The 19,949-nt window shown below is 69.4% G+C and carries 15 protein-coding genes; 12 read left to right on the top strand and 3 right to left on the bottom strand.

Annotation, left to right across the window (positions count from 1 at the left end; genetic code table 11):
• Nucleotides 1-132: 132 nt before the first annotated feature.
• Nucleotides 133-438: a hypothetical protein gene (locus ABZ370_RS15710; RefSeq protein ID WP_358620481.1), complete on the top strand. Its 306-nt coding sequence runs from the start codon at nt 133-135 to the stop codon at nt 436-438.
• Nucleotides 439-784: 346 nt separating this feature from the next.
• The gene (locus ABZ370_RS15705) at nt 785-1,048 is read left to right on the top strand and encodes a hypothetical protein (protein WP_358620479.1); all 264 of its coding nucleotides are present in this window, start codon (nt 785-787) and stop codon (nt 1,046-1,048) included.
• A 46-nt stretch (nt 1,049-1,094) separates the two neighbouring features.
• Here ABZ370_RS15705 and ABZ370_RS15700 read toward each other — a convergent pair whose 3' ends face one another.
• Both ABZ370_RS15700 and ABZ370_RS15695 read right to left on the bottom strand, forming a co-directional pair.
• On the bottom strand, nt 1,095-4,961 hold the full coding sequence (locus ABZ370_RS15700) for a GH92 family glycosyl hydrolase (protein WP_358620477.1): 3,867 nt from the start codon (nt 4,959-4,961) through the stop codon (nt 1,095-1,097).
• A gap of 241 nt (nt 4,962-5,202) precedes the next feature.
• Nucleotides 5,203-5,724: a PT domain-containing protein gene (locus ABZ370_RS15695; protein WP_358620476.1), complete on the bottom strand. Its 522-nt coding sequence runs from the start codon at nt 5,722-5,724 to the stop codon at nt 5,203-5,205.
• Between the two features lie 341 nt (nt 5,725-6,065).
• Here ABZ370_RS15695 and ngcE point away from each other — a divergent pair, with 341 nt between their 5' ends.
• The 9 genes from ngcE (at nt 6,066) to ABZ370_RS15650 (ending at nt 18,346) form a co-directional block, all read left to right on the top strand.
• Nucleotides 6,066-7,502, top strand: coding sequence for an N-acetylglucosamine/diacetylchitobiose ABC transporter substrate-binding protein (ngcE, locus tag ABZ370_RS15690; RefSeq protein WP_358620474.1), 1,437 nt, complete (start codon nt 6,066-6,068; stop codon nt 7,500-7,502).
• A 73-nt stretch (nt 7,503-7,575) separates the two neighbouring features.
• The gene (locus ABZ370_RS15685) at nt 7,576-8,493 is read left to right on the top strand and encodes a sugar ABC transporter permease (RefSeq protein WP_358620473.1); all 918 of its coding nucleotides are present in this window, start codon (nt 7,576-7,578) and stop codon (nt 8,491-8,493) included.
• Between the two features lie 61 nt (nt 8,494-8,554).
• Nucleotides 8,555-9,499, top strand: coding sequence for a carbohydrate ABC transporter permease (locus ABZ370_RS15680; RefSeq protein WP_358620472.1), 945 nt, complete (start codon nt 8,555-8,557; stop codon nt 9,497-9,499).
• 121 nt (nt 9,500-9,620) lie between these two features.
• Entirely contained in the window at nt 9,621-10,820 is a 1,200-nt protein-coding gene (locus ABZ370_RS15675) for an ROK family transcriptional regulator (RefSeq protein ID WP_358620471.1), read from the top strand.
• Nucleotides 10,821-11,112: 292 nt separating this feature from the next.
• Nucleotides 11,113-12,210 (top strand): substrate-binding domain-containing protein, encoded by a 1,098-nt coding sequence (locus ABZ370_RS15670; RefSeq protein WP_358620470.1) that lies wholly within the window; start codon nt 11,113-11,115, stop codon nt 12,208-12,210.
• A gap of 161 nt (nt 12,211-12,371) precedes the next feature.
• Nucleotides 12,372-13,160: an ATP-binding cassette domain-containing protein gene (locus tag ABZ370_RS15665; protein WP_358620469.1), complete on the top strand. Its 789-nt coding sequence runs from the start codon at nt 12,372-12,374 to the stop codon at nt 13,158-13,160.
• Nucleotides 13,157-14,506 carry a sugar ABC transporter permease gene (locus tag ABZ370_RS15660; RefSeq protein ID WP_358620468.1) on the top strand — a complete coding sequence of 450 codons (1,350 nt, stop codon included), beginning with the start codon at nt 13,157-13,159 and terminating at the stop codon, nt 14,504-14,506. The genes ABZ370_RS15665 and ABZ370_RS15660 overlap by 4 nt, the downstream gene beginning before the upstream one ends.
• A 127-nt stretch (nt 14,507-14,633) precedes the next feature.
• Entirely contained in the window at nt 14,634-16,607 is a 1,974-nt protein-coding gene (gene dxs / locus ABZ370_RS15655) for a 1-deoxy-D-xylulose-5-phosphate synthase (RefSeq protein WP_358620467.1), read from the top strand.
• Nucleotides 16,608-16,876: 269 nt separating this feature from the next.
• A complete protein-coding gene (locus ABZ370_RS15650) occupies nt 16,877-18,346 on the top strand; it encodes an amino acid permease (RefSeq protein ID WP_358620922.1) in 1,470 nt (489 codons plus the stop codon).
• Nucleotides 18,347-18,387: 41 nt separating this feature from the next.
• Here ABZ370_RS15650 and ABZ370_RS15645 read toward each other — a convergent pair whose 3' ends face one another.
• A complete protein-coding gene (locus ABZ370_RS15645) occupies nt 18,388-18,792 on the bottom strand; it encodes an NTP pyrophosphohydrolase (protein WP_358620466.1) in 405 nt (134 codons plus the stop codon).
• A gap of 67 nt (nt 18,793-18,859) precedes the next feature.
• On the opposite strand from ABZ370_RS15645, the gene ABZ370_RS15640 reads away from it, so the two are divergent.
• On the top strand, nt 18,860-19,906 hold the full coding sequence (locus ABZ370_RS15640) for a hypothetical protein (RefSeq protein ID WP_358620465.1): 1,047 nt from the start codon (nt 18,860-18,862) through the stop codon (nt 19,904-19,906).
• The last annotated feature ends 43 nt before the right edge of the window (nt 19,907-19,949 follow it).

Here is a 19,949-nt window from a genome sequence, read left to right as displayed (position 1 = left end):
CCTGTCCCCCACAAGAGGGTATCTATAAAGGATTTCCGTCGAATCAAGTAAAGGTTTAGATGTGGCTGGATACAGTGTGCATCACGTCACCGTACGTGATGGCCCAATTCCCCTTCCTGACGGGAGACTTCCATGGCTGCCTTCGACTTCGACCAGGAACTCCGCGATCTCGCCCTCGACCAGGCGCCCCGCGTCTTCGCCGTCACCGTGCAGTACGAGGTGGAACCCGGCGGCCTGGACGGCGAGATCGCCGCGTGGGGGCTGGCGTACGACGACGGGAGCGCGCACGTCGTCACCGCCAACGGGCAGCACCGGCTGAGCCTCACCTCACCCGAACGAGCGACGTGGTGGTTCGGGCGGGAGAAGGGGATCACCGCGCGGATCGTGTGGTTCGCCGCGCCCACCACCCCCGCCTTCGAGCGGGCCGAGGCGGCCTGAGACCGGCTGTCGGCCTGTGGGCATCGGCTCGCGCCTTCGGCGATGGAGCAGCGGCGGGGCCCCGGCACGGGCCCCCGCCGTCGCCGTCCGGCGGGCCGTCGTGGCGCAGCCGAGGCGGGCCCTGGGGCCGGGCCTCTCACCCGGTGAGTGGCGCCTTCACCGCCGTCAGACGTCGGCCGCGACGGGCGGGACGGCGTACGCGAGAAGGTCGCGGACAGGCCGCTGACCAGCGTGGACGCCAAGTGGGGTGTCCGGGACAGTCCAGGACACCCGATCCCCGTTGTCCTCGCGTCCCGCCCTGCCCCAGGATCACGCCGACAGCAAGACTCCGACGAAAAGGGGAATCATGCGTACTCGACTTGTCCTCGCCGGTGCCGCGATGGGGGCCGCCCTCCTGACCGGAGGCACCATCGCCACCGTGCAGGCGGCACCCGCGTCCTCCGCGACGACGACAGCTGTCGTACCCGGCGCCACCAAGTGGATCTACGTCGGCACCTATGCCACCCACGAGGCGTGCTACCGCGACGGGCAGAACTCCGCCTACGCCGACTGGGACTGCAAGCAGAGCAGCAGCGGCAAGTGGCAGCTCTGGGTGGACGACGCGTCGTGAGCACGCAGGCCGGGTCCGGACGCCGGACCCGGCCTGCCCCACCGGCTCAGCCGAGGAGTTCGACCTCGGCCAGGGTGGACTTGCCGTCCGGCACCAGGCGGTAGTGGGCGTAGGAGCGGGGGGCGTGGACCGTGAAGACGCGGGTCTGTTTGTCCCAGGACCAGGACTCATCCGAGCGCCGGTCCAGGGGCTGCCACTTCTCGCCGTCCTGTGAGCCTTCGAGGACCCATCCGGTGGGGGCCTTGGAGCGGTCGGCGGAGGTGAGGGTGTATTGGAGCGCGCGGCCCGCCTCGCTGACCGGCAGGGTCGCCGACTCGAACGTCGCGTCCGTGCCGGACGTGTCGTCGAGGAGCGCCGTGCCACCGCCCGGCACCGTCAGATCGCGGCGCGGGGTGGGCACCTTGTCGTCCTGGGTGATGGAGGACGGGGCGGTGCCGGCGCCCGTGCCCCACTTCGACGGCTTGGCGCCCATCGTGAACTCCAGCGTGCCGCCCTTGGCGAGGACCGAGTGCGGCAGGGCGGTGGAGTTCCACGGCTTGCCGTTGACCTTCAGGGACTGGACGTAGACGTTGGACCGGCTGTTGCGCGGGGCCTTGATGACCAGGTCGCGGCCGTTCTCCAGGTGCACCGTGGCCTTGGTGAACAGGGGCGATCCGATCGCGTACTCGGAGCCGCCCATGACCAGCGGGTAGAAGCCGAGCGCGCTGAAGATGTACCACGCGGACTGCTCGCCGTTGTCCTCGTCGCCGTGGTAGCCCTGGCCGATCTCGCTGCCGGTGTAGAGGCGGGAGAGCACCTCGCGGACCTTCTCCTGGGTCTTCCAGGGCTGCCCGGCCGCGTCGTACATGTACGCCACATGGTGGGCGACCTGGTTGCTGTGCCCGTACATGCCCATCCGGACGTCGCGTGCCTCGGTCATCTCATGGATGACGCCGTTGTACGAACCGGCGAACTCGGGGGAGGCGGTCTCCGGGGTGGAGAAGTAGGTGTCGAGCTTCTCGGCGAGGCCGGAGCGGCCGCCGTAGAGGTTGGCCAGGCCCCGGCTGTCCTGCGGGGCGGTGAAGGCGTAGCCCCAGCCGTTGGTCTCGGTGTAGTCGTAGCCCCAGATCCGCGGGTCGTACTTCTCGGACGGCACCCGCCACTTCCCGGCCGCGTCCTTGCCCTGGAAGAAGCCCGCCTTGTCGTCGAAGAGCGTGACGTAGTTCTGGGCGCGGTGGAGGAAGTAGTCGGATTCTTCCTTGTAGCGGGCCTTCTTGGTCTTCGCGTAGAGGGCCTTGCCCATCTTCGCCAGGCCGAAGTCGTTGAGGTAGCCCTCCAGCGCCCAGGACAGGCCCTCGTGGGTCTCGGTGCTGGTGTAGCCGAGGAAGGGGGAGGTGGACATGCCCTTGCGGCCGACGCCCGACGAGGGCGGCACGGCGGTGGCGTTCTTGAGCGCCGCCTCGTACGCGGCCTCGGCGTCGAAGGAGACGCCCTTGAGGTACGCGTCGGCGAAGGCCACGTCGGAGCTGGTGCCGGTCATCAGGTCGGCGTAGCCGGGGGAGGACCAGCGGGAGATCCAGCCGCCGTCCTTGTACTGCTGGACGAAGCCGTCGACCATCTTCCCCGCGCGCTTCGGGGTGAGCAGCGAGTAGGCGGGCCAGGTGGTGCGGTAGGTGTCCCAGAAGCCGTTGTTGACGTACACCTCGCCGTCGACGATCTTCGCGCCGGTGTGGGTCGGGGTGTTCTCCCCGGCGGCGGGCGAGAAGGCGCTCGCGTACTGGTAGCGCGGCTTCCGCGTGGTCCCGGTGTTCTCGTAAGCGGAATTGGGATACAGGTACAGCCGGTAGAGGCTGGAGTAGAGCGTGGTGAGCTGGTCGCGGCTGGCGCCCTCGACCTCGATACGGCCCAGGATGTCGTCCCAGGCGCTCTGCGCACGCCGCTCGACCTGCTCGAACGAGGTCGAGGCGGGGGCTTCGCGCTCCAGGTTGGTCTTCGCCTGGTCGACGCCGATGAGCGAGGTGGCGAGCCTGAGGGTGACGGTACGGTCCTTGCCGGGGGCGAAGCGGAAGTAGCCGGTGACGTCCTTGCCACCGCCTCCGGGCAGCTTGCCGCTCGCGCTGACGGGCGCGTCGAAGACGCCGTAGACGAACATCCGGGTGGCGCCGGTGGACAGTCCGCTCTTGACGTCGGAGTAGCCGCTGACGACGCCGTGCTCGGGGTCGAGGGTGAGCCCGCCGTTGTTGTTGACGTTGTCGAAGACGACGCTCGCGTCCTCACCCGGATAGGTGAAGCGCATGACGGCCGCGTGGTCGGTGGGCGCGATCTCGGCCTTGAGGCCGTTCTCGAACGTCACGCCGTAGCCGTACGGCCGGGCGGTCTCCTTGTCGTGCCGGAAGGGGAGCGCGCGGGCGGTGCGGGAGGCGTCCGGGGTGCCGGACGCGACGGACGGCATCACCTGGAACGTCTGCCGGTCGCCCATCCACGGGCTCGGCTCATGGCTGGCGCCGAACGCCTGGATGGTGGGGAGGTTGTCGGCGTTGTTGGCGCGGGCGTACTCGTAGAGCCAGCTGGTGGACCCCGCGTTGGTCATCGGCGTCCAGAAGTTGAAGCCGCCCGGGACGGCGGTCGCGGGGAAGTTGTTGCCGCGCGAGAAGCTGCCGCTGGACTGGGTGCCGCGGGTGGTCACCGCGTAGTCGGAGAGGTGCTTCAGGGGCTTCTCGGGCGCTTTGGGGGCGAGGGAGATGTCGTCCACCCAGCCGCGGAACTTCGCCGGGCCCTCGGGGGAGTCGTACGCGACGAGAATCCGGTCGACCGTCTTGCCCGCCGCGACGGCCCCGAGCCGGGACTCCTTGTGGTTCCACTGGTTGACGTACAGCGTCTTGGAGTCCGCCTGCCCCTGGGGGCTCATCCGGGCTCCGTGCTGGTCCACCGCGCGGGGCAGTTCACTCAAGTAGGTGCCGTCGGTGAAGGCGAGGTCGACGGAGACATGGGTGGCGGGATAGCTCAGATCGGTTTCCGCCATCGACGGGAAGATCCGGTACGAGAGCAGGGTGTCGCGGGTGACGGCCGTGTTCACGTCGAAGACCTTGTTGTACGAGTACGCCCGGCCGTCCGGCTTGTGGGTGCCCGCGTAGCGCAGGGCGTGGGTGCCGGTGAAGCCCGCGTTCCCCTTGGCGGTGGGGGAACCGGAGGGGCCCCGGTCGACCAGGCTGCGCATATCGGCGGGCGCGGGCGGGGTGGTGTCGCCGTTGGCGAACTGCGTCTCGGCGAGCTGGGTGGCGTCCGCCCCCTTGTTACGGGTGATCTCCAGCCGTAAGTGGCGGTAGGCGGCGGCGCCCTCGACGGAGAACTCCCTCGTCTGGTGGCGCTTCTCGAAGACCTGGTCCTTACGGGTGTCCAGCGTCGTCCAGTCGGAGCCGTCGGCGGACCCCTTGAGCGTCCAGTCGGCCGGGTCGCGCTCCGGGGCGTCGTTGGCGGAGGTGAGGGCGTAGCGGATGACGTCGACGGGCTCGGACAGGTCGAATTCGAGCCAGGGGGTCCGCTCGAACGTGAGCCACTTGGTGGTGTCCTCGCCGTCGACCAGGTTCTCCTTGGTCTCGCCCGAGTCGGCGTACTCGCCGCTCGCCCGGACCTCGGTGACCTTGTCGGTCACGTTCCCCGGGATGCCGGAGGAGTAGCCGCCGTCGACCCCGTCGGCCTTCTTCCCGCCGCCCGGGGCGGTCTCGACGGTGTTGCGCCAGTCGGGCTGCGGATCGCCGGTTTCGAAGGACGAGGCGAACGCGGCGTCGGCGCGGCCCGCGGCCGCCGAGCCCTGAGCGGTCGTCGCACCCTGCGCAGTCGCCGCGCCCTGGGCCGTCACCACCAGAAGAGCGGCCGCCACCAGGGCGGCCGCTCGACCGGACGTACGCCTGCGTCTGAGCCGTCTCTGTCGCATACTCAGCCTCTCAACAAGTCTGACAACGTTGTCGATGGGGTGGGGCAAGCATAAGTAGGGCGTCGAGGGGCGGGTGGTGTCAAGGTGACGACCGCTCACAACCCGTGCGGGTGAGCACTCCATGCGGGTGATCTTGGGGTGGCGACCGCGCGACGCGGGCCGCACCCGCGCCGGGATGCGGCCCTGTCCATGGCGACCGGTCAATAATCCATCAGCCGGGACCCGCCCGGATCAGCCGCGATCAGCCGGGAGAGTCGGACTTGTTGGCCATCGACAGACGGCACTTCTTCGCCTTTTTGGAGGAGTCCGCCTGGAGGCCGGAGACCTTGACGGTCTTGTCCGAGTTCCCCGGCACCGAGGCGTCGGACTCCGTGCCCGTGGTCACGACCTCGTCGGAGCTGTCCACGAACCCGACGAGGAGGAAGTAGTAGGCCGTGGAGGAACTGGAGTTGCTGATCTTCACGTTGGCGTACGGCGTGCCGTCCGAGCTCCAGCCGCACGTGCCCATCTTGGCGTCCGGCGATATCAGCCCGGAGCCGCCGGTGGGCTCGTCCGAGGGCTCGTCCGTGGGGTCCTCGGTCGGTTCTTCGGTCGGCTCCTCGGTCGGTTCCACCGGTAGCCGGGCCATGCCCTTGCCGATCGCGGCGCCGCCCTTGGTGTCCCCGGCCGGTGAGCCGCCTCTGTCCGCGCCGCAGCCCGCGGAGAGCGCGAGTGTCGCGGCCACGACAACACTGGTGGCGAGGGGAAGGTGCTTGCGGGACACGAGGGCCGCCTCTCAAGGATCGCGCGCACGGCTGAATGCCGTACGGGCTGGGCCCCCCACGGTATGTCGGACAGGTCTCAACTCGGGAAAGATGCCCACCCGATGACCATTCGATCTTGCCCTCTCGATGCCCAGTGGACTATACCTTTCGCCTTAGGGGGGAGGCCGTGCCGCGGCCGTGTCGAGCAGGCCTCGGCGGTTCTGAGCCCTCCCGGCGCACACCCAGCACCACCCCGCTTCACGCTTCAACTGACCCGCGGTGTCGGGCCCCTCGCCCGGAGGCGAGCATGTACGGGAAACCGTTACACCGCCTGAGTCCTGACGAAGGCGAGGACTTGAGCATGGGATACATCCCTGATTTCGGACGGCGTGACCTGATCAAGAGGTCGGCGGCCCTCGGTCTGATCACCGTGCCCGCGATGAGCGTGCTCTCCGCTTGTGCCAGCGGCGGCGACGACAACGAGAAGAAGGTCGACAAGGGCGAGAAGAGCGCCAAGAACCCGCTCGCAGTCAACGCGAGCGCCCCGCTCGACGTCGTCATCTTCGACGGCGGCTTCGGCCAGCAGTACGCGAAGGACGCCGAGGCGGAGTACGCCAAGGCGTACCCGAAGACCAAGGGCAAGATCAAGCACGGTGCGACCCAGAAGATCCAGACGGTGCTCCAGCCGCGGTTCAACGGCGGCACCCCGCCGGACCTGGTCGACAACTCCGGCGCCGAGCAGATGGACTTCGGCACCCTGGTCGCCAAGAACCAGCTGACCGACCTCACCCCGCTGCTCGACTCGCCCTCCCTCGACGACCCGAACAAGACGGTGCGCGAGACGCTGCGCCCCGGCGTCGTCGAGATGGGCCAGTTCGACGGCAAGCCGGTGTGGATTCTCTACTACGCCTACACCGTCTACGGCGTCTGGTACTCCAAGACCAACCTGGCCAAGCTCGACGCGGAGTACCCCGAGACCTGGGACGACATGCTCAAGGTCTGCGAGAAGGCGAAGAAGAAGGGCGTCGCGGGCTGGACCTACCCGGGCAAGTTCCCGTACTACCTGCCGTTCAGCCTCTACCCGTTCATCGCCAAGATCGGCGGCCGGGACGTCCTGGACTCGATCGACAACCTGGAGCCGAACGCCTGGAAGCACCCGGCCGTGAAGGCCGCCTTCGAGGCGTACTACGAGCTGTACAAGAAGGGCTACATCCTCAAGGGCACCCCGGGGCTGAGCCACATCGAGTCGCAGACCGCCTGGAACGAGGGGAAGGCGCTGTTCATCCCCAACGGCTCCTGGGTGGAGAACGAGGCGAAGAAGACCACGCCGAAGGACTTCCAGATGTCGGTGGGCGCGCCCTCCAGCCTCGACAAGAGCGACAAGATGCCGTTCGGCACCCTCTGGGCCTCCGGCGGTGAGCCCTTCATCGTGCCGAAGTCGGCCAAGAACCCCGAGGGCGGCATGGAGCTGCTGCGGATCATGCTCGGCGAGAAGTCGACCAAGAACTTCGTCCACCAGGTCTCCTCGCTCTCCTCGCTCAACGGCGGCACCGAGGGCCTGACCCTGCCGCCGGGCCTGTCGTCCGCGCAGCAGGTGCTGGAGAAGGCGGGCAAGAACGTCGTCAACCCGCGCCTCCAGGACTGGTACGTGACGCTGCAGAAGCAGCAGATCGGCGTGAGCGCGCTGGGCGAGATGATGGCGGGCCGGATGACCCCGGCCGAGACGATCAAGAAGTGCCAGCAGTTCGCCGACGCAACGGCGAAGGACGACGCCGTCAAGAAGTACAAGCACGTCTGACCGAGGCACATCTGATGGAGTTCGATGCGTCACCGGCGGCATTACCCGCGAAGGAAGTCCGAGGTCGGTAGAAATGCAGCATGGTAAATACCGGTTCATCGCGGGGTTCCTGGCCCTGCCGGTGATCCTTTACGCGGTCTTCGTGATCTCGCCGTTCGTCCAGGCCATTTACTATTCGTTCACGGACTGGACGGGCCTGAGTTCCGACTTCAAGATGGTCGGGTTCAGGAACTACAACTGGCTGCTGCATGACGACCTCTTCTGGAAAGCGGTCGGTCACAATGTTCTGCTGCTGCTGGTCGTGCCGCTGGTGACGCTCGGTCTCGGACTCTTCTTCGCCTTCATGCTCAACGTCGGCGGCCGCAGCCGGAAGGACGCGGCCGTCGCGGGGGTGCGCGGGTCCAGTGTTTACAAGGTGATCTATTTCTTCCCGCAGGTGCTGTCGATCGCGATCGTCGCCCTGCTGTTCCAGTTCACCTACAACCCGCGCAACGGCGCGATCAACGCCTTCCTCGGCGGAGTCGGCCTGGACGCGCTGCAGCAGGATTGGCTGGCCGATCCGAAGCTTGCGCTGTGGTGCCTCATGGCCGTGATGGTCTGGAGCAACGTCGGCTTCTACGTCGTCCTCTTCTCCGCCGGGATGAGTTCCATCCCGAAGGACTTCTACGAGGCCGCGGTGCTCGACGGCGCCAACCGCTTCAACACCTTCTTCCGGATCACCCTGCCCCTGCTGTGGGACACCGTCCAGACCGGCTGGATCTACATGGGCATCATCGCCCTCGACGCGTTCGCCGTCGTACAGATCATGACGGTGGGTCCGGGCGGACCCGCCGACTCCACCCAGGTCATGGGCTACTACGTGTACACCAAGACGTTCCACGACGGGCAGGCCGGACGCGCGACCACGATCGGCGTCGCGATGCTGATCGTCACCCTGATCTTCGCGGTCGTCGTGGGCAGGCTCGGCCGGCGCGATCGGCTGGAGTACTGATGCCGGGGCCCATGACCGCACCCGCGAACCACCGCTCGACCGCCGACCTGGGGGGATCACAGTGACCTCGCAAGCAGAGCCCTCGGAACTCCCCGGCGTCACCAAGGAGGACGAGCCGCCGCTCGCCGCCCCCGTCGGCAAGCAGCCGCCGCGCCGTACCCCCGGGGGACGGGCCGACGGTGAGGGCAAGGTCCTCAACGTCTTCTCGCACGGCATGCTGGTGATCTGGGGGCTGCTCGTCACCATGCCGCTGCTGTGGGCGGTGATGAGCTCCCTCAAGACCGACAAGGAGATCTTCACCTCGCCCTGGGGGCTGCCCTCCGCGCTGCACTTCGACAACTGGTCGCGCGCCTGGAGCAAGTCCAACATCGGCGACTTCTTCCTCAACACCGTTCTGGTGGTGGGCTGTTCGCTGATCGGCACGATGCTGCTGGGGTCGATGGCGGCGTATGTGCTGGCCCGCTTCGAATTTCCGGGCAAGCGCGTCATCTACTTCATGTTCGTCGGCGGGATGAGCTTCCCCATCATCCTGGCGCTGGTGCCGCTGTTCTTCGTCATGAAGAACATGAGCCTGCTGAACACCTTCCAGGGGCTGATTCTGGTCTATATCGGCTATTCGCTGCCGTTCACCGTCTTCTTCCTCACCTCCTTCTTCAAGACCCTGCCCACCTCGGTGGCGGAAGCGGCACTGATCGACGGCGCGTCCCACACCCGGACGTTCTTCCAGGTCATGCTGCCGATGGCGAAGCCCGGGCTGATCAGCGTCGGCATCTTCAATTTCCTCGGCCAGTGGAACCAGTACATGCTGCCCACGGTGCTCAACACGGACGAGGACAAGCGGGTGCTCACCCAGGGGCTGGTGCAGCTCGCGGCCAGCCAGCAATACAAGGGCGACTGGTCGGCGCTGTTCGCCGGGCTGGTGCTGGCGATGCTTCCGGTGCTCGCGGCCTACATCGTCTTCCAGCGCCAGGTCCAGAGCGGACTGACCGCGGGGGCGCTCAAATAAAATTCCGCATACTGTCTTTTATGTGAACGAAACGAATGTCATGTCAAGGTCTTGACGTGGCATACGCGAGGCGGCTCAGCTTAGAGTTCACATGTTGGAGACAAGGCGGGAGTGGATGGGCGTGGAGACTCCGGGATCGCAGTCGTCGCTGCACCGGGCCAACCTCGAACGGGTGGTCCGCGCGGTGCGTATGGCGGGCTCGCTGACCCAGGCGGAGATCGCCCGGTCCACCGGGCTGTCCGCGGCCACCGTCTCCAACATCGTGCGCGAGCTGAAGGACGGCGGAACGGTCGAGGTCACGCCCACCTCGGCGGGTGGCCGCCGGGCCCGCAGCGTCTCGCTCAGCGGGGACGCGGGCATCGTCGTGGGCGTGGACTTCGGCCATACCCACCTCAGGGTCGCGGTCGGCAACCTCGCCCACCAGGTGCTGGCCGAGGAGGCGGAGCCACTGGATGTGGACGCCTCCTCCGCGCAGGGTCTGGACCGGGCGGAACAGCTGGTCAGCAGGCTGATCACGAGCACAGGCCTGAGCCGGGACAAGGTCGTCGGCGTCGGTCTCGGCGTCCCGGCCCCGATAGACGTGGAGACCGGCACGCTCGGCTCGACCGCGATCCTGCCGGGCTGGGCGGGCACCAATCCGCGTGACGACCTGGCCCAGCGGCTCGGGGTGCCGGTGCACGTGGACAACGACGCCAACCTGGGCGCGCTCGGCGAGCTGGTCTGGGGCTCCGGGCGCGGGGTCGCCGACCTCGCGTACATCAAGGTCGCCGACGGCGTCGGCGCCGGGCTGGTGATCAGCGGCCAGATCTACCGCGGCCCGGGCGGCACGGCGGGCGAGATCGGCCACATCACCCTGGACGAGTCGGGCCCGGTGTGCCGCTGCGGCAACCGCGGCTGTCTGGAAACGTTCGCCGCCGCCCGCTACATCCTGCCGCTGCTGCACTCCGCCCACGGCGCGGACCTCACCATCGAGCGCATGGTGCAGCTCGCCCGGGACGGCGACCCCGGCTGCCGCCGGGTGATCGCGGACGTCGGGCGGCACATCGGCAGCGGCGTGGCGAACCTGTGCAACCTGATCAACCCCAGCCGCATGGTGCTGGGCGGTCACCTCGCCGAGGCGGGGGAGCTGGTGCTCGGTCCGATCCGCGAGTCGGTCGCGCGGTACGCCATTCCCAGCGCCGCCCGTCAGCTGGCCGTGATGCCCGGGGCGCTCGGCGGCCGGGCCGAGGTGCTGGGCGCCCTCGCGCTGGTGCTGAGCGAGATGGGCGACTCGACGCTGCTGGAGGGCGCGCTGTCGGCGGGAACCCCGGCACTCGCCTGAGCGGCCGAGCGGCCGAGCCGTCTCCGTAACCCTTCGTACCCCCGAGGACTTCGCCTGCGTCCCCGGGGGCATTTCGTGTGCCCGCTCGGGCAGCCGAGTGCACCTGCTTTAGTGGCTTTTGTCCGGCCGCACCGTGTCTCTTCGGGCATGTCCGGCTGCGTTCACTCAGATAACGAATGGCACCGTTGCCATCTCGTTAAGGATTTACTTCTTGACGCCATCACGGGGCCGGAGTTGACTTCACGCCACCTCGGCCGCAATGACGCGGCCTCGTCAGGGAGGCACCCCCGTTATGAACGCAACGATGCGTCGCGTCGCCATTGCCACCGCCGTCGTATCGATGGCAGCCTCGCTCGCCGCATGCGGTTCGGCGAAGGAAGCCGATGACAAGGGCGACAAGAAGAAGAAGTCGGGTCCGCTGACCATCGGACTTCTGCTGCCCGAGGACCAGACGGCGAGATACGAGAACTTCGACCGGCCTCTGATCAAGAAGAAGATCCTGGCCGACTGTGCCGACTGCGAGATTCAGTACGCCAACGCCAAGTCGGACCCCGCGGTCCAGCAGCAGCAGGTCGACTCCATGATCACCAAAAAGGTCGACGTCATCATTCTGGACTCGGTGGACTCCAAGTCCATTTCCGGTTCGGTCAAGAAGGCCGCCGAGGCGCATATCCCGGTCGTCGCCTACGACCGGCTCGCCGAGGGTCCGGTGTCCGCCTACACGTCCTTCGACAACGAGACCGTCGGCAAGGTCCAGGGGCAGGCGCTGCTGGAGGCCCTGGGGAAGAAGGCCAAGGACGGCAAGGTCGTCATGCTCAACGGCTGGGAGGCCGACCCCAACGCCGCCATGTTCAAGAAGGGCGCGCTCTCGGTCCTCAAGGGCAAGGTGGACATCGCCAAGTCGTACGACATCGACCGCTGGCTGGCCGAGGAGGCCAACAAGGCCATGACGGGCGCCATTTCGTCCGTCGGCAAGAACAACATCATCGGCGTCTACTCCGCCAACGACAGCATGGCGGGCGGCGCGATCACCGCGCTCAAGAGCGGCGGCGTCAAGCCGCTGCCCCCGGTCACCGGCCAGGACGCCGAACTCGCCGGTGTGCAGCGGGTGGTGAGCGGCGAGCAGTACATGAGCGTCTACAAGTCCTACGTGGAGGAGGCGACCTCGGCCGCGAAGATGGCCGTCGCCCTCGGTCGCGGTGAGAAGGCCGCCGGGACCAGCACGGTCGACAGCCCGACCACCAAGGACATCCCGGCCACGCTCATTCCCCCGGTCTCGCTGACCAAGGACAAGATCAAGAGCACCGTCGTCAAGGACGGTCTGTACTCGGTCGCCCAGATCTGCACGGCGAAGCTGAAGGCCGCCTGCGCCGCGGCCGGGCTCAAGTAGCCCCTGACGACCGGAGCGGGCTCAAGCAGCCCCTGCCGGACCGGAGCGGGCCGCCGTGACCACACCGGCGGCCCGCCCGCCCGACCCCTCTCACATCCTTCCGAGGGGAGAGTCCTCTCCCCTCCGTCACACAGCAGGGGCCGCCCCTGCCCGGAACGGAGATGGCCATCGTGCCGAACGAACCCGTGTTGGCGTTGCGCGGGATCTCCAAGCGGTTCGGCGCCGTCCAGGCGCTCACCGACATCGAACTGGAGGTCCGCGCCGGTGAAGTGATCGCCCTGGTGGGCGACAACGGCGCCGGTAAGTCGACCCTCGTCAAGGCGATCGCCGGAGTCGGCCCCGCCGACGAGGGCGTCCTCGAATGGCAGGGCAAGCCCGTAGTGATCGCCCGGCCGCACGACGCCCAGGACCTGGGCATCGCGACGGTGTATCAGGACCTCGCCCTGTGCGACAACATCGACGTCGTCGGCAACCTCTTCCTCGGCCGCGAGATCCTGCGCGCCGGGGTGCTGGACGAGGTCGAGATGGAGCGCCGGGCCCGCGAACTGCTGAGCACCCTGTCGATCCGCATCCCCAGTGTGCGCATCCCGATCGCCTCGCTCTCCGGCGGCCAGCGGCAGACCGTCGCCATCGCCCGCTCGATGCTGGGCGAGCCGAAGCTCGTCATCCTGGACGAGCCGACCGCCGCCCTCGGCGTCGAGCAGACCGCGCAGGTCCTCGACCTGGTCGAGCGGCTGCGCGAGCGCGGCCTCGCCGTGGTCCTCATCAGCCACAACATGGCCGACGTCAAGGCGGTCGCGGACCGGGTCGCGGTGCTGCGGCTGGGCCGTAACAACGGCACGTTCGACGTCCGTACCACCTCTCAAGAAGAGATCATTTCCGCCATCACCGGCGCCACGGACAACGCCGTGACCCGCCGCAAGGCGCGCAGCGGGGAGGCCGCCAAGTGAGCACCCGTCTCGACAAGACCCATGACGCGGACAACGGGGACAGCGGGGACGGCGCCGGCGGGGACGGCGTCGGCAACAAGGTCCCGGCCGGACCGGCCGACGCCAGCCCGGTCGCCAAGGACGCGGTCACCGTCGTCGATCCGCGGCTGCTGGTCCGTCAGGAGGGCTTCAGGGGCTACCTCAACGAGTTCGCCCGCAAGATGCGCAGCGGCGACCTGGGCGCGGTCCCGGTGATCGTCGGCATCGCCATCATCTGGGCGGTCTTCCAGTACAAGGACAGCGCCTTCCTCTCGCCCAAGAACCTCTCCGACCTGTCGATCCTCATCGGCGGCACCGGCATGATCTCGGTCGGCATCGTCTTCGTGCTGCTGCTCGGCGAGATCGATCTGTCCGTCGGCTCCGTCAGCGGTCTGGCCGCGGCCACCCTCGCGGTGCTCAACGTGCGCCACGGCGTGCCCGAGGGCCTCGCCGTGGTCGCGGCGCTGGCCGCCGGTGCGGCGCTGGGCGCGCTCCACGGGTTCTTCTTCGCCAGGATCGGCGTCCCGGCGTTCGTGGTCACCCTCGCCGGTCTGCTGGCCTGGAACGGGCTGATGCTCCAGGTGCTCGGCACCACCGGCACCATCGGCATCGACGACGACAGCTTCGTGCGCATGCTCACCGATCACTACTTCAGCCAGCTCATCGCCGCCTATGGCGCGGCGACGGTCGCGGTGGCCGGGTTCTTCCTCGCCCAGTTCCTGGACAGCCGGCGCCGCAAGGCGGTCGGCATACCCTCCCGGCCGCTGAGCGAGATCCTGGCGCGCACCGCCGTGCTCGCGGTGATCGCCTACGCGGCGGCCTGGCGGCTCAACGAGTACATGGGCCTGCCGCTCGCCCTGGTGATCTTCGTGGTGGTGCTGGTCGGCCTCGACTTCGTGGTGCGCCGCACCCCGTACGGACGCAAGGTGATCGCGCTGGGCGGCAGCGTCGAGGCGGCCCGCCGCGCGGGCATCAACGTGGTCGCCGTGCGGGTCTCGGTGTTCGCGCTGTCCGGGCTCATGGCCGCGTTCGGCGGTCTCATGATCGCGTCCCGGATCGGCTCCGCGAGCCAGCAGGCCGGTACCGGCAACCTGCTCATGGAGGCCATCGCGGCCGCGGTCATCGGCGGCACCAGCCTCTTCGGCGGGCGCGGCTCGGTGTGGTCGGCGATGCTCGGCATGCTGGTCATCGGGTCGATCTCGTCGGGCATGAACCTGCTGGGCGTCGCGAACTCCGTGCAGTACATGATCACCGGCGCGGTGCTGCTGGCGGCCGTGGTCATCGACTCGGTGTCGCGGAGAACACAGCGATCGGCCGGTCGCGGTTAGGAACCTTGTGCCCTCCGGGGCCGTCTCCTGGTGCGGGAAGAGTCGACACCGGCCGGGCGGCCCCGGAGGCGAACCGGGGGTTCGGATGGGGCAGCATTAGACTCTCGGGGGCTACCGGCAAGGTTCGATGGAGACGCTCGACAGCAAGGAGGCACGGGTGCTGCTGACCGGCATCAGGGGACCGCGCGATCTGGACCGGCTCGCCCCGGAGCAGCTGAACCAGCTGGCCGCGGAGATCCGCACCTTTCTCGTCGACGCCGTGTCCAAGACCGGCGGGCATCTCGGGCCCAACCTGGGGGTGGTCGAGCTGACCATCGCCCTGCACCGGGTCTTCGAGTCGCCGAAGGACAAGGTGCTGCTGGACACCGGCCACCAGTCCTACGTCCACAAGCTGCTCACCGGGCGCCAGGACTTCTCGCGGCTCAAGAAGAAGGGCGGGCTGTCGGGTTACCCGTCGCGCGCCGAGTCGGAGCACGACGTCATCGAGAACAGCCACGCCTCGGCCGTCCTCGGCTGGGCCGAGGGCATCGCCAAGGCGAACGAGCTGCGGGGCAACGGGGACCATGTGGTCGCGGTCATCGGGGACGGCGCGCTGACCGGCGGCATGGCCTGGGAGGCGCTGAACAACATCGCCGCCGCGAAGAACCGTCCGCTGGTCATCGTCGTGAACGACAACGAGTGGTCGTACTCGCCGACCATCGGCGGTCTCGCGAACCACCTCGCCACGCTGCGCACCACCGACGGCTACGAGCGGTTCCTGGCCCGCGGCAAGGACCTGCTGGAGCGCACCCCGGTCGTCGGCCGCCCGCTGTACGAGACGCTGCACGGCGCGAAGAAGGGGCTGAAGGACTTCATCGCCCCGCAGGGCATGTTCGAGGACCTGGGGCTGAAGTACGTCGGCCCGATCGACGGCCACGACATCGAGGCGCTGGAGTCCGCACTCCAGCGGGCGAAGCGTTTCGGCGGCCCGGTCATCGTGCACTGCCTCACCGAGAAGGGCCGCGGCTATACCCCGGCCGAGCAGGACGAGACCGACCGTTTCCACGGCATCGGCCCGATCCACCCCGACACCGGGCTGCCGATCTCGGCGGGCGGTGCCGACTGGACCTCGGTCTTCGGCGAGGAGATGGTCAAGCTCGGCGAGGAGCGGGAGGACATCGTCGCGATCACGGCGGCGATGCTGCACCCGGTGGGCCTCACCGAGTTCGCGAAACGGTTCCCCGAGCGGGTCTTCGACGTGGGCATCGCCGAGCAGCACGGCGCCGTCTCGGCGGCGGGCCTGGCCACCGGCGGTCTGCATCCGGTCTTCGCGGTCTACGCCACGTTCCTCAACCGCGCCTTCGACCAGGTGCTGATGGATGTGGCGCTGCACAAGTGCGGGGTCACCTTCGTCCTCGACCGCGCCGGGATCACCGGTTCGGACGGGGCGTCGCACAACGGCATGTGGGACATGTCTCTCCTCCAGGTCATCCCCGGGCTGCGGATCGCCGCCCCGCGCGACGCCGGTCAGGTCCGTGCCCAGCTGCGGGAGGCCGTCCAGGTGGACGACGCGCCGACAGTGGTGCGGTACTCGAAGGGCGCGGTCGGCCCGGAGGTCGCCGCCGTCGGCCGGATCGGCGGTATGGACGTGCTGCGCGAGCCCGCGGCGAGCGCGGCGGACAGCCCCGATGTGCTGCTCGTCTCGGTCGGCGCGCTGGCCCCGATGTGCCTGGAGATCGCGGACCTCCTGGACAAGCAGGGCATTTCGGCCACGGTGATCGACCCGCGCTGGGTCAAGCCGGTGGACGGGGAGCTGCCTGCGCTCGCCGAGCGCCACCGCGTCGTCGTCACGGTCGAGGACAACAGCCGGGTCGGCGGTGTGGGCTCCGCCATCGCCCAGGCGCTGCGCGACTCCGGCGTCGACATGCCGGTGCGCGACTTCGGCATCCCGCCGCGCTTCCTTGAGCACGCCTCCCGCAAGGAGGTCATGTCCGAGATCGGGCTGACCGCTCCGGACATCGCCCGCCAGGTCACCGGCCTGGTGTCGCGGCTCGGCGGCGGCTACGAGGATTCGGCCGCCACGGAGGAGCAGGGCGTGACGACCTCCGCCGACAGGCCCTAGCGACCGCTTTCGCCTGACAGGGCCCCGGCCCGGACCCGCGCGGTCCGGGCCGGGGCCCTGTCGTGCTCCGACCGGCCCAGCGCCCCTCCCGCCTGCCGCCCCCATCGGGTGAATCGGCGCGGCCGCCCAGTGTGGGCGCTTCGCTCCCGGGCGGTTGGCAGAACCATGACGCGCGGGGGCAGGCGCGGGAGGTGTCACCGGTGAGCGATGAGGAACCAGGCGGCGACGGAGGCCGGAGCGGCCCCCGGAGGAAGGCCCGGCCGGATTATCTGCGGACGAAGTCGATCGAGCAGTCCATCCAGGACACCGAGGAGCCCGAGTACGCCCTCACCCGGTCGCTGTCCGCCCTGGACCTCACGGTCTTCGGCGTCGGTGTCATCATCGGCACCGGCATCTTCGTGCTCACCGGGGCCGTCGCCAAGCAGGAGGCGGGCCCCGCGACCGCGCTGGCCTTCGTGGTCGCGGGCGTGGTGTGCGCGCTGGCCGCGCTGTGCTACGCCGAGTTCGCCTCGACCCTGCCGGTGGCCGGGTCCGCGTACACCTTCTCGTACGCCTCGCTCGGCGAGCTGCCCGCCTGGATCATCGGCTGGGACCTGGTCCTGGAGTTCGCGCTCGGCACCGCCGTGGTCGCGGTCGGCTGGTCCGGTTACGTACGTTCGCTCCTGGACAACGCGGGGTGGCGGCTGCCCGCCGTGCTCTCCGGCCCCGACGCGGCGAGCGGCTTCACCTTCGACATCCTCGCCGCCCTCCTGGTGCTGGTGCTGACCGCGATCCTGGTCCTCGGCATGAAGCTGTCCGCGCGCGTCACCTCCGTCGTGGTGGCGGTGAAGGTGTCCGTCGTCCTGCTCGTCATCATCGCGGGCTCCTTCTTCATCGACGCGGACAACTACCACCCCTTCATCCCCGAGGCCCAGGCCACGCCCGCTGCCGCCGGGCTGCGGGCGCCGCTGATCCAGCTGATGGCCGGATACCAGCCGACGTCCTTCGGCGTCGCCGGGATCTTCACCGCCGCCGCCGTGGTCTTCTTCGCGTTCATCGGCTTCGACGTGGTGGCCACCGCGGCGGAGGAGACCAGGAATCCGCAGCACGACATGGCGCGCGGCATCCTCGGCTCGCTCTTCATCTGCACCACGCTCTACGTCGCGGTGTCCATCGTGGTCACCGGCATGCAGAAGTACACCCGGCTGACGGTCGACGCCCCGCTCGCCGACGCCTTCAAGGCGACCGGACACCCCGCCTACGCGGGCCTCATCAGCTTCGGCGCCGCGGTCGGGCTCACCACCGTGTGCATGATCCTGCTGCTGGGGCAGACCAGGGTCTTCTTCGCGATGAGCCGCGACGGGCTGCTGCCCCGGGTGTTCGCCAAGGTGCATCCGCGGTTCGGCACCCCGTACCGCTCGACGATTCTGCTGGGCTTCATCATCGCCGTGGTCGCCGGGTTCACCAGCATCAAGGCGCTGGCGGCCCTGGTGAACATCGGCACCCTCTTCGCGTTCGTCGTCGTCGCCCTCGGTGTCGTCGTCCTCCGCCGCACCCGCCCCGACCTGCCCCGCGCCTTCCGCACGCCGTGGGTGCCGGTGCTGCCGATGGTGTCGGTGGCGGCGTCGCTGTGGCTGATGCTGAATCTGCCCGCGGAGACCTGGCTGCGGTTCGCGGGGTGGATGGTGCTGGGCGTCGTCCTCTACGTCCTGTACGGGCGCAGGCACAGCCGGGTGACCGCGGATGGCACCCGCGACTGACGCCGCGTCCGTCAGCTGACGAGGCGCTCCTGACGGTACGTCTATCCCCTGACGCTGCGGGGGCCCACGACCTCCGCGCCCAGCGCCGTCACCCGGTCCCGCAGCTCCCGGTCGGCCGTGACCACCAGACAGGGCCGCCCCGGCTCGCGCGCGGCCACCAGATCCACGATCAGGTCGTCCGCGCTGCCCGGCGCGGCCGCCACCCGTACGCCCTCCACCGGCTCCACCGCGCGCGCCGCGCCCTCCACCACCAGGACGATGTCCAGCGGCGGTTGACGGGCCCAGTCGGGGACGCCCGCGCGCTCCGGGACGCCGCTCACCGCGACCGCGCCGAGGCGGTCGCGCAGCCGCTCGGCCGCCCCGTGCCGGTCGCGCCACCAGCCGTCCGGCACCGATCCGACCACGTTCGCTGCGTCCACGACGACGAGCCCGACAAGACCACTCATAGACCAGGCAAAATACTATGGGCGACGGGGATCAGGAAGATCGACGCGGGAAGGTTGGCGGCGGGCCATGGCGTTGGGGTTGCTCCGCGGCAAGGACGGCAGGCTCACGGCCTACGCACCGGTGGCGGGGGGTGTCGCCCGCTGGACCGAAGAACGCCCCGGCGGGCCGGACTGGACGGGCCCGTGGCTGATCGAGGTCCCCGGACTCTCCGGGGTGACGGTGGCTCAGGGTGCCGACGGCTACGCCCATCTCGTGGGGCTCCGGCACACGGAGGGCAAGGACGGGCCACAGACCGACCTCGTCCACGCGACCCAGTTCCAGACCGGCCGCGCGCTGACCGCGTGGCACTCCCTGGGCACCCCGCACCCCAAGGACCGCGCCAAGGCGCGGCGGACCGGCGCACCGGCCGCGGCGGTGGACTCCACCGGGGCGCTGCGCGTCTTCGTCCGCAACGCCGGGGGAGGGGTCAGCGCGCGGCGGCAGGACCCCAAGAAGGGGACGTGGGAACGGTGGACGGACTGGAAGGGCACGGACGTGCTGGGCGGGCTGTCGGCGGCCGTGACCGCCGACGGCCGTCTCGAACTGCTCGCCCCGGCCGGGAAGGGCGTCGCGCTGCGCTGGTACCAGCCGGAGCCCGGGGTCGCCCCGAAGCGCGGCGAGGACATACCCGCCGACGTCCGGCCGGATTCGGCGTCCGCGGTGGAGAGCAGCCCCAGCACCCTGACCCACTACTGGCGCGACGCCCACAGCGGCGAGGTCCTGGCCTGGCGGCCGAACGCCCCGGCCCCCGCGTCGCTGGGCGGGGCGACGGGCACCGGCCCGGTCGCGGTGCTGCGCGCCCCGGTGGACGGCCACGACTGCACCGTCCTGGCGCACCGCGACGCCTCCAGCGGACGGCTGGCCGTCGCCGCGCATCCGGCGGAGGACGAGGCGGCGGGTGTGTGGTGGACGCCGTCCGGCGACTCCGGCGCCGAGCACCCGGCGCTGGCCGTCGACGGGCGCGGGCTGGTGGTCCTGGCCGCGCTCGCGCCGGACGGCGGTCTGCTGGTGGCCCGTCAGAAGACGGACGAACGGGGCCTGGCCCTGCGCGCCTGGTCCCGGGCCGGGGAATGACACGGGCTTGACGACGCGGGCTTGATGAACACGGGCTTGAGGG

This window comes from Streptomyces sp. NPDC005962, assembly GCF_040629205.1.
Classification (GTDB): domain Bacteria; phylum Actinomycetota; class Actinomycetes; order Streptomycetales; family Streptomycetaceae; genus Streptomyces.
Note: the sequence above shows the minus strand (reverse complement) of the source record. Positions and strands in the feature narration are given on the sequence as shown.

Excerpts from the sequence above, each read along its gene's own strand:
- ABZ370_RS15710 (WP_358620481.1), top strand. The coding sequence starts at position 133 with ATGGCTGCCTTCGACTTCGACCAGGAACTCCGCGATCTCGCCCTCGAC.
- ABZ370_RS15705 (WP_358620479.1), top strand. The coding sequence starts at position 785 with ATGCGTACTCGACTTGTCCTCGCCGGTGCCGCGATGGGGGCCGCCCTC.
- ABZ370_RS15700 (WP_358620477.1), bottom strand. The coding sequence starts at position 4,961 with ATGCGACAGAGACGGCTCAGACGCAGGCGTACGTCCGGTCGAGCGGCC.
- ngcE (WP_358620474.1), top strand. The coding sequence starts at position 6,066 with ATGGGATACATCCCTGATTTCGGACGGCGTGACCTGATCAAGAGGTCG.
- ABZ370_RS15685 (WP_358620473.1), top strand. The coding sequence starts at position 7,576 with ATGCAGCATGGTAAATACCGGTTCATCGCGGGGTTCCTGGCCCTGCCG.
- ABZ370_RS15670 (WP_358620470.1), top strand. The coding sequence starts at position 11,113 with ATGAACGCAACGATGCGTCGCGTCGCCATTGCCACCGCCGTCGTATCG.
- ABZ370_RS15665 (WP_358620469.1), top strand. The coding sequence starts at position 12,372 with ATGGCCATCGTGCCGAACGAACCCGTGTTGGCGTTGCGCGGGATCTCC.
- dxs (WP_358620467.1), top strand. The coding sequence starts at position 14,634 with ATGGAGACGCTCGACAGCAAGGAGGCACGGGTGCTGCTGACCGGCATC.
- ABZ370_RS15645 (WP_358620466.1), bottom strand. The coding sequence starts at position 18,792 with ATGAGTGGTCTTGTCGGGCTCGTCGTCGTGGACGCAGCGAACGTGGTC.
- ABZ370_RS15640 (WP_358620465.1), top strand. The coding sequence starts at position 18,860 with ATGGCGTTGGGGTTGCTCCGCGGCAAGGACGGCAGGCTCACGGCCTAC.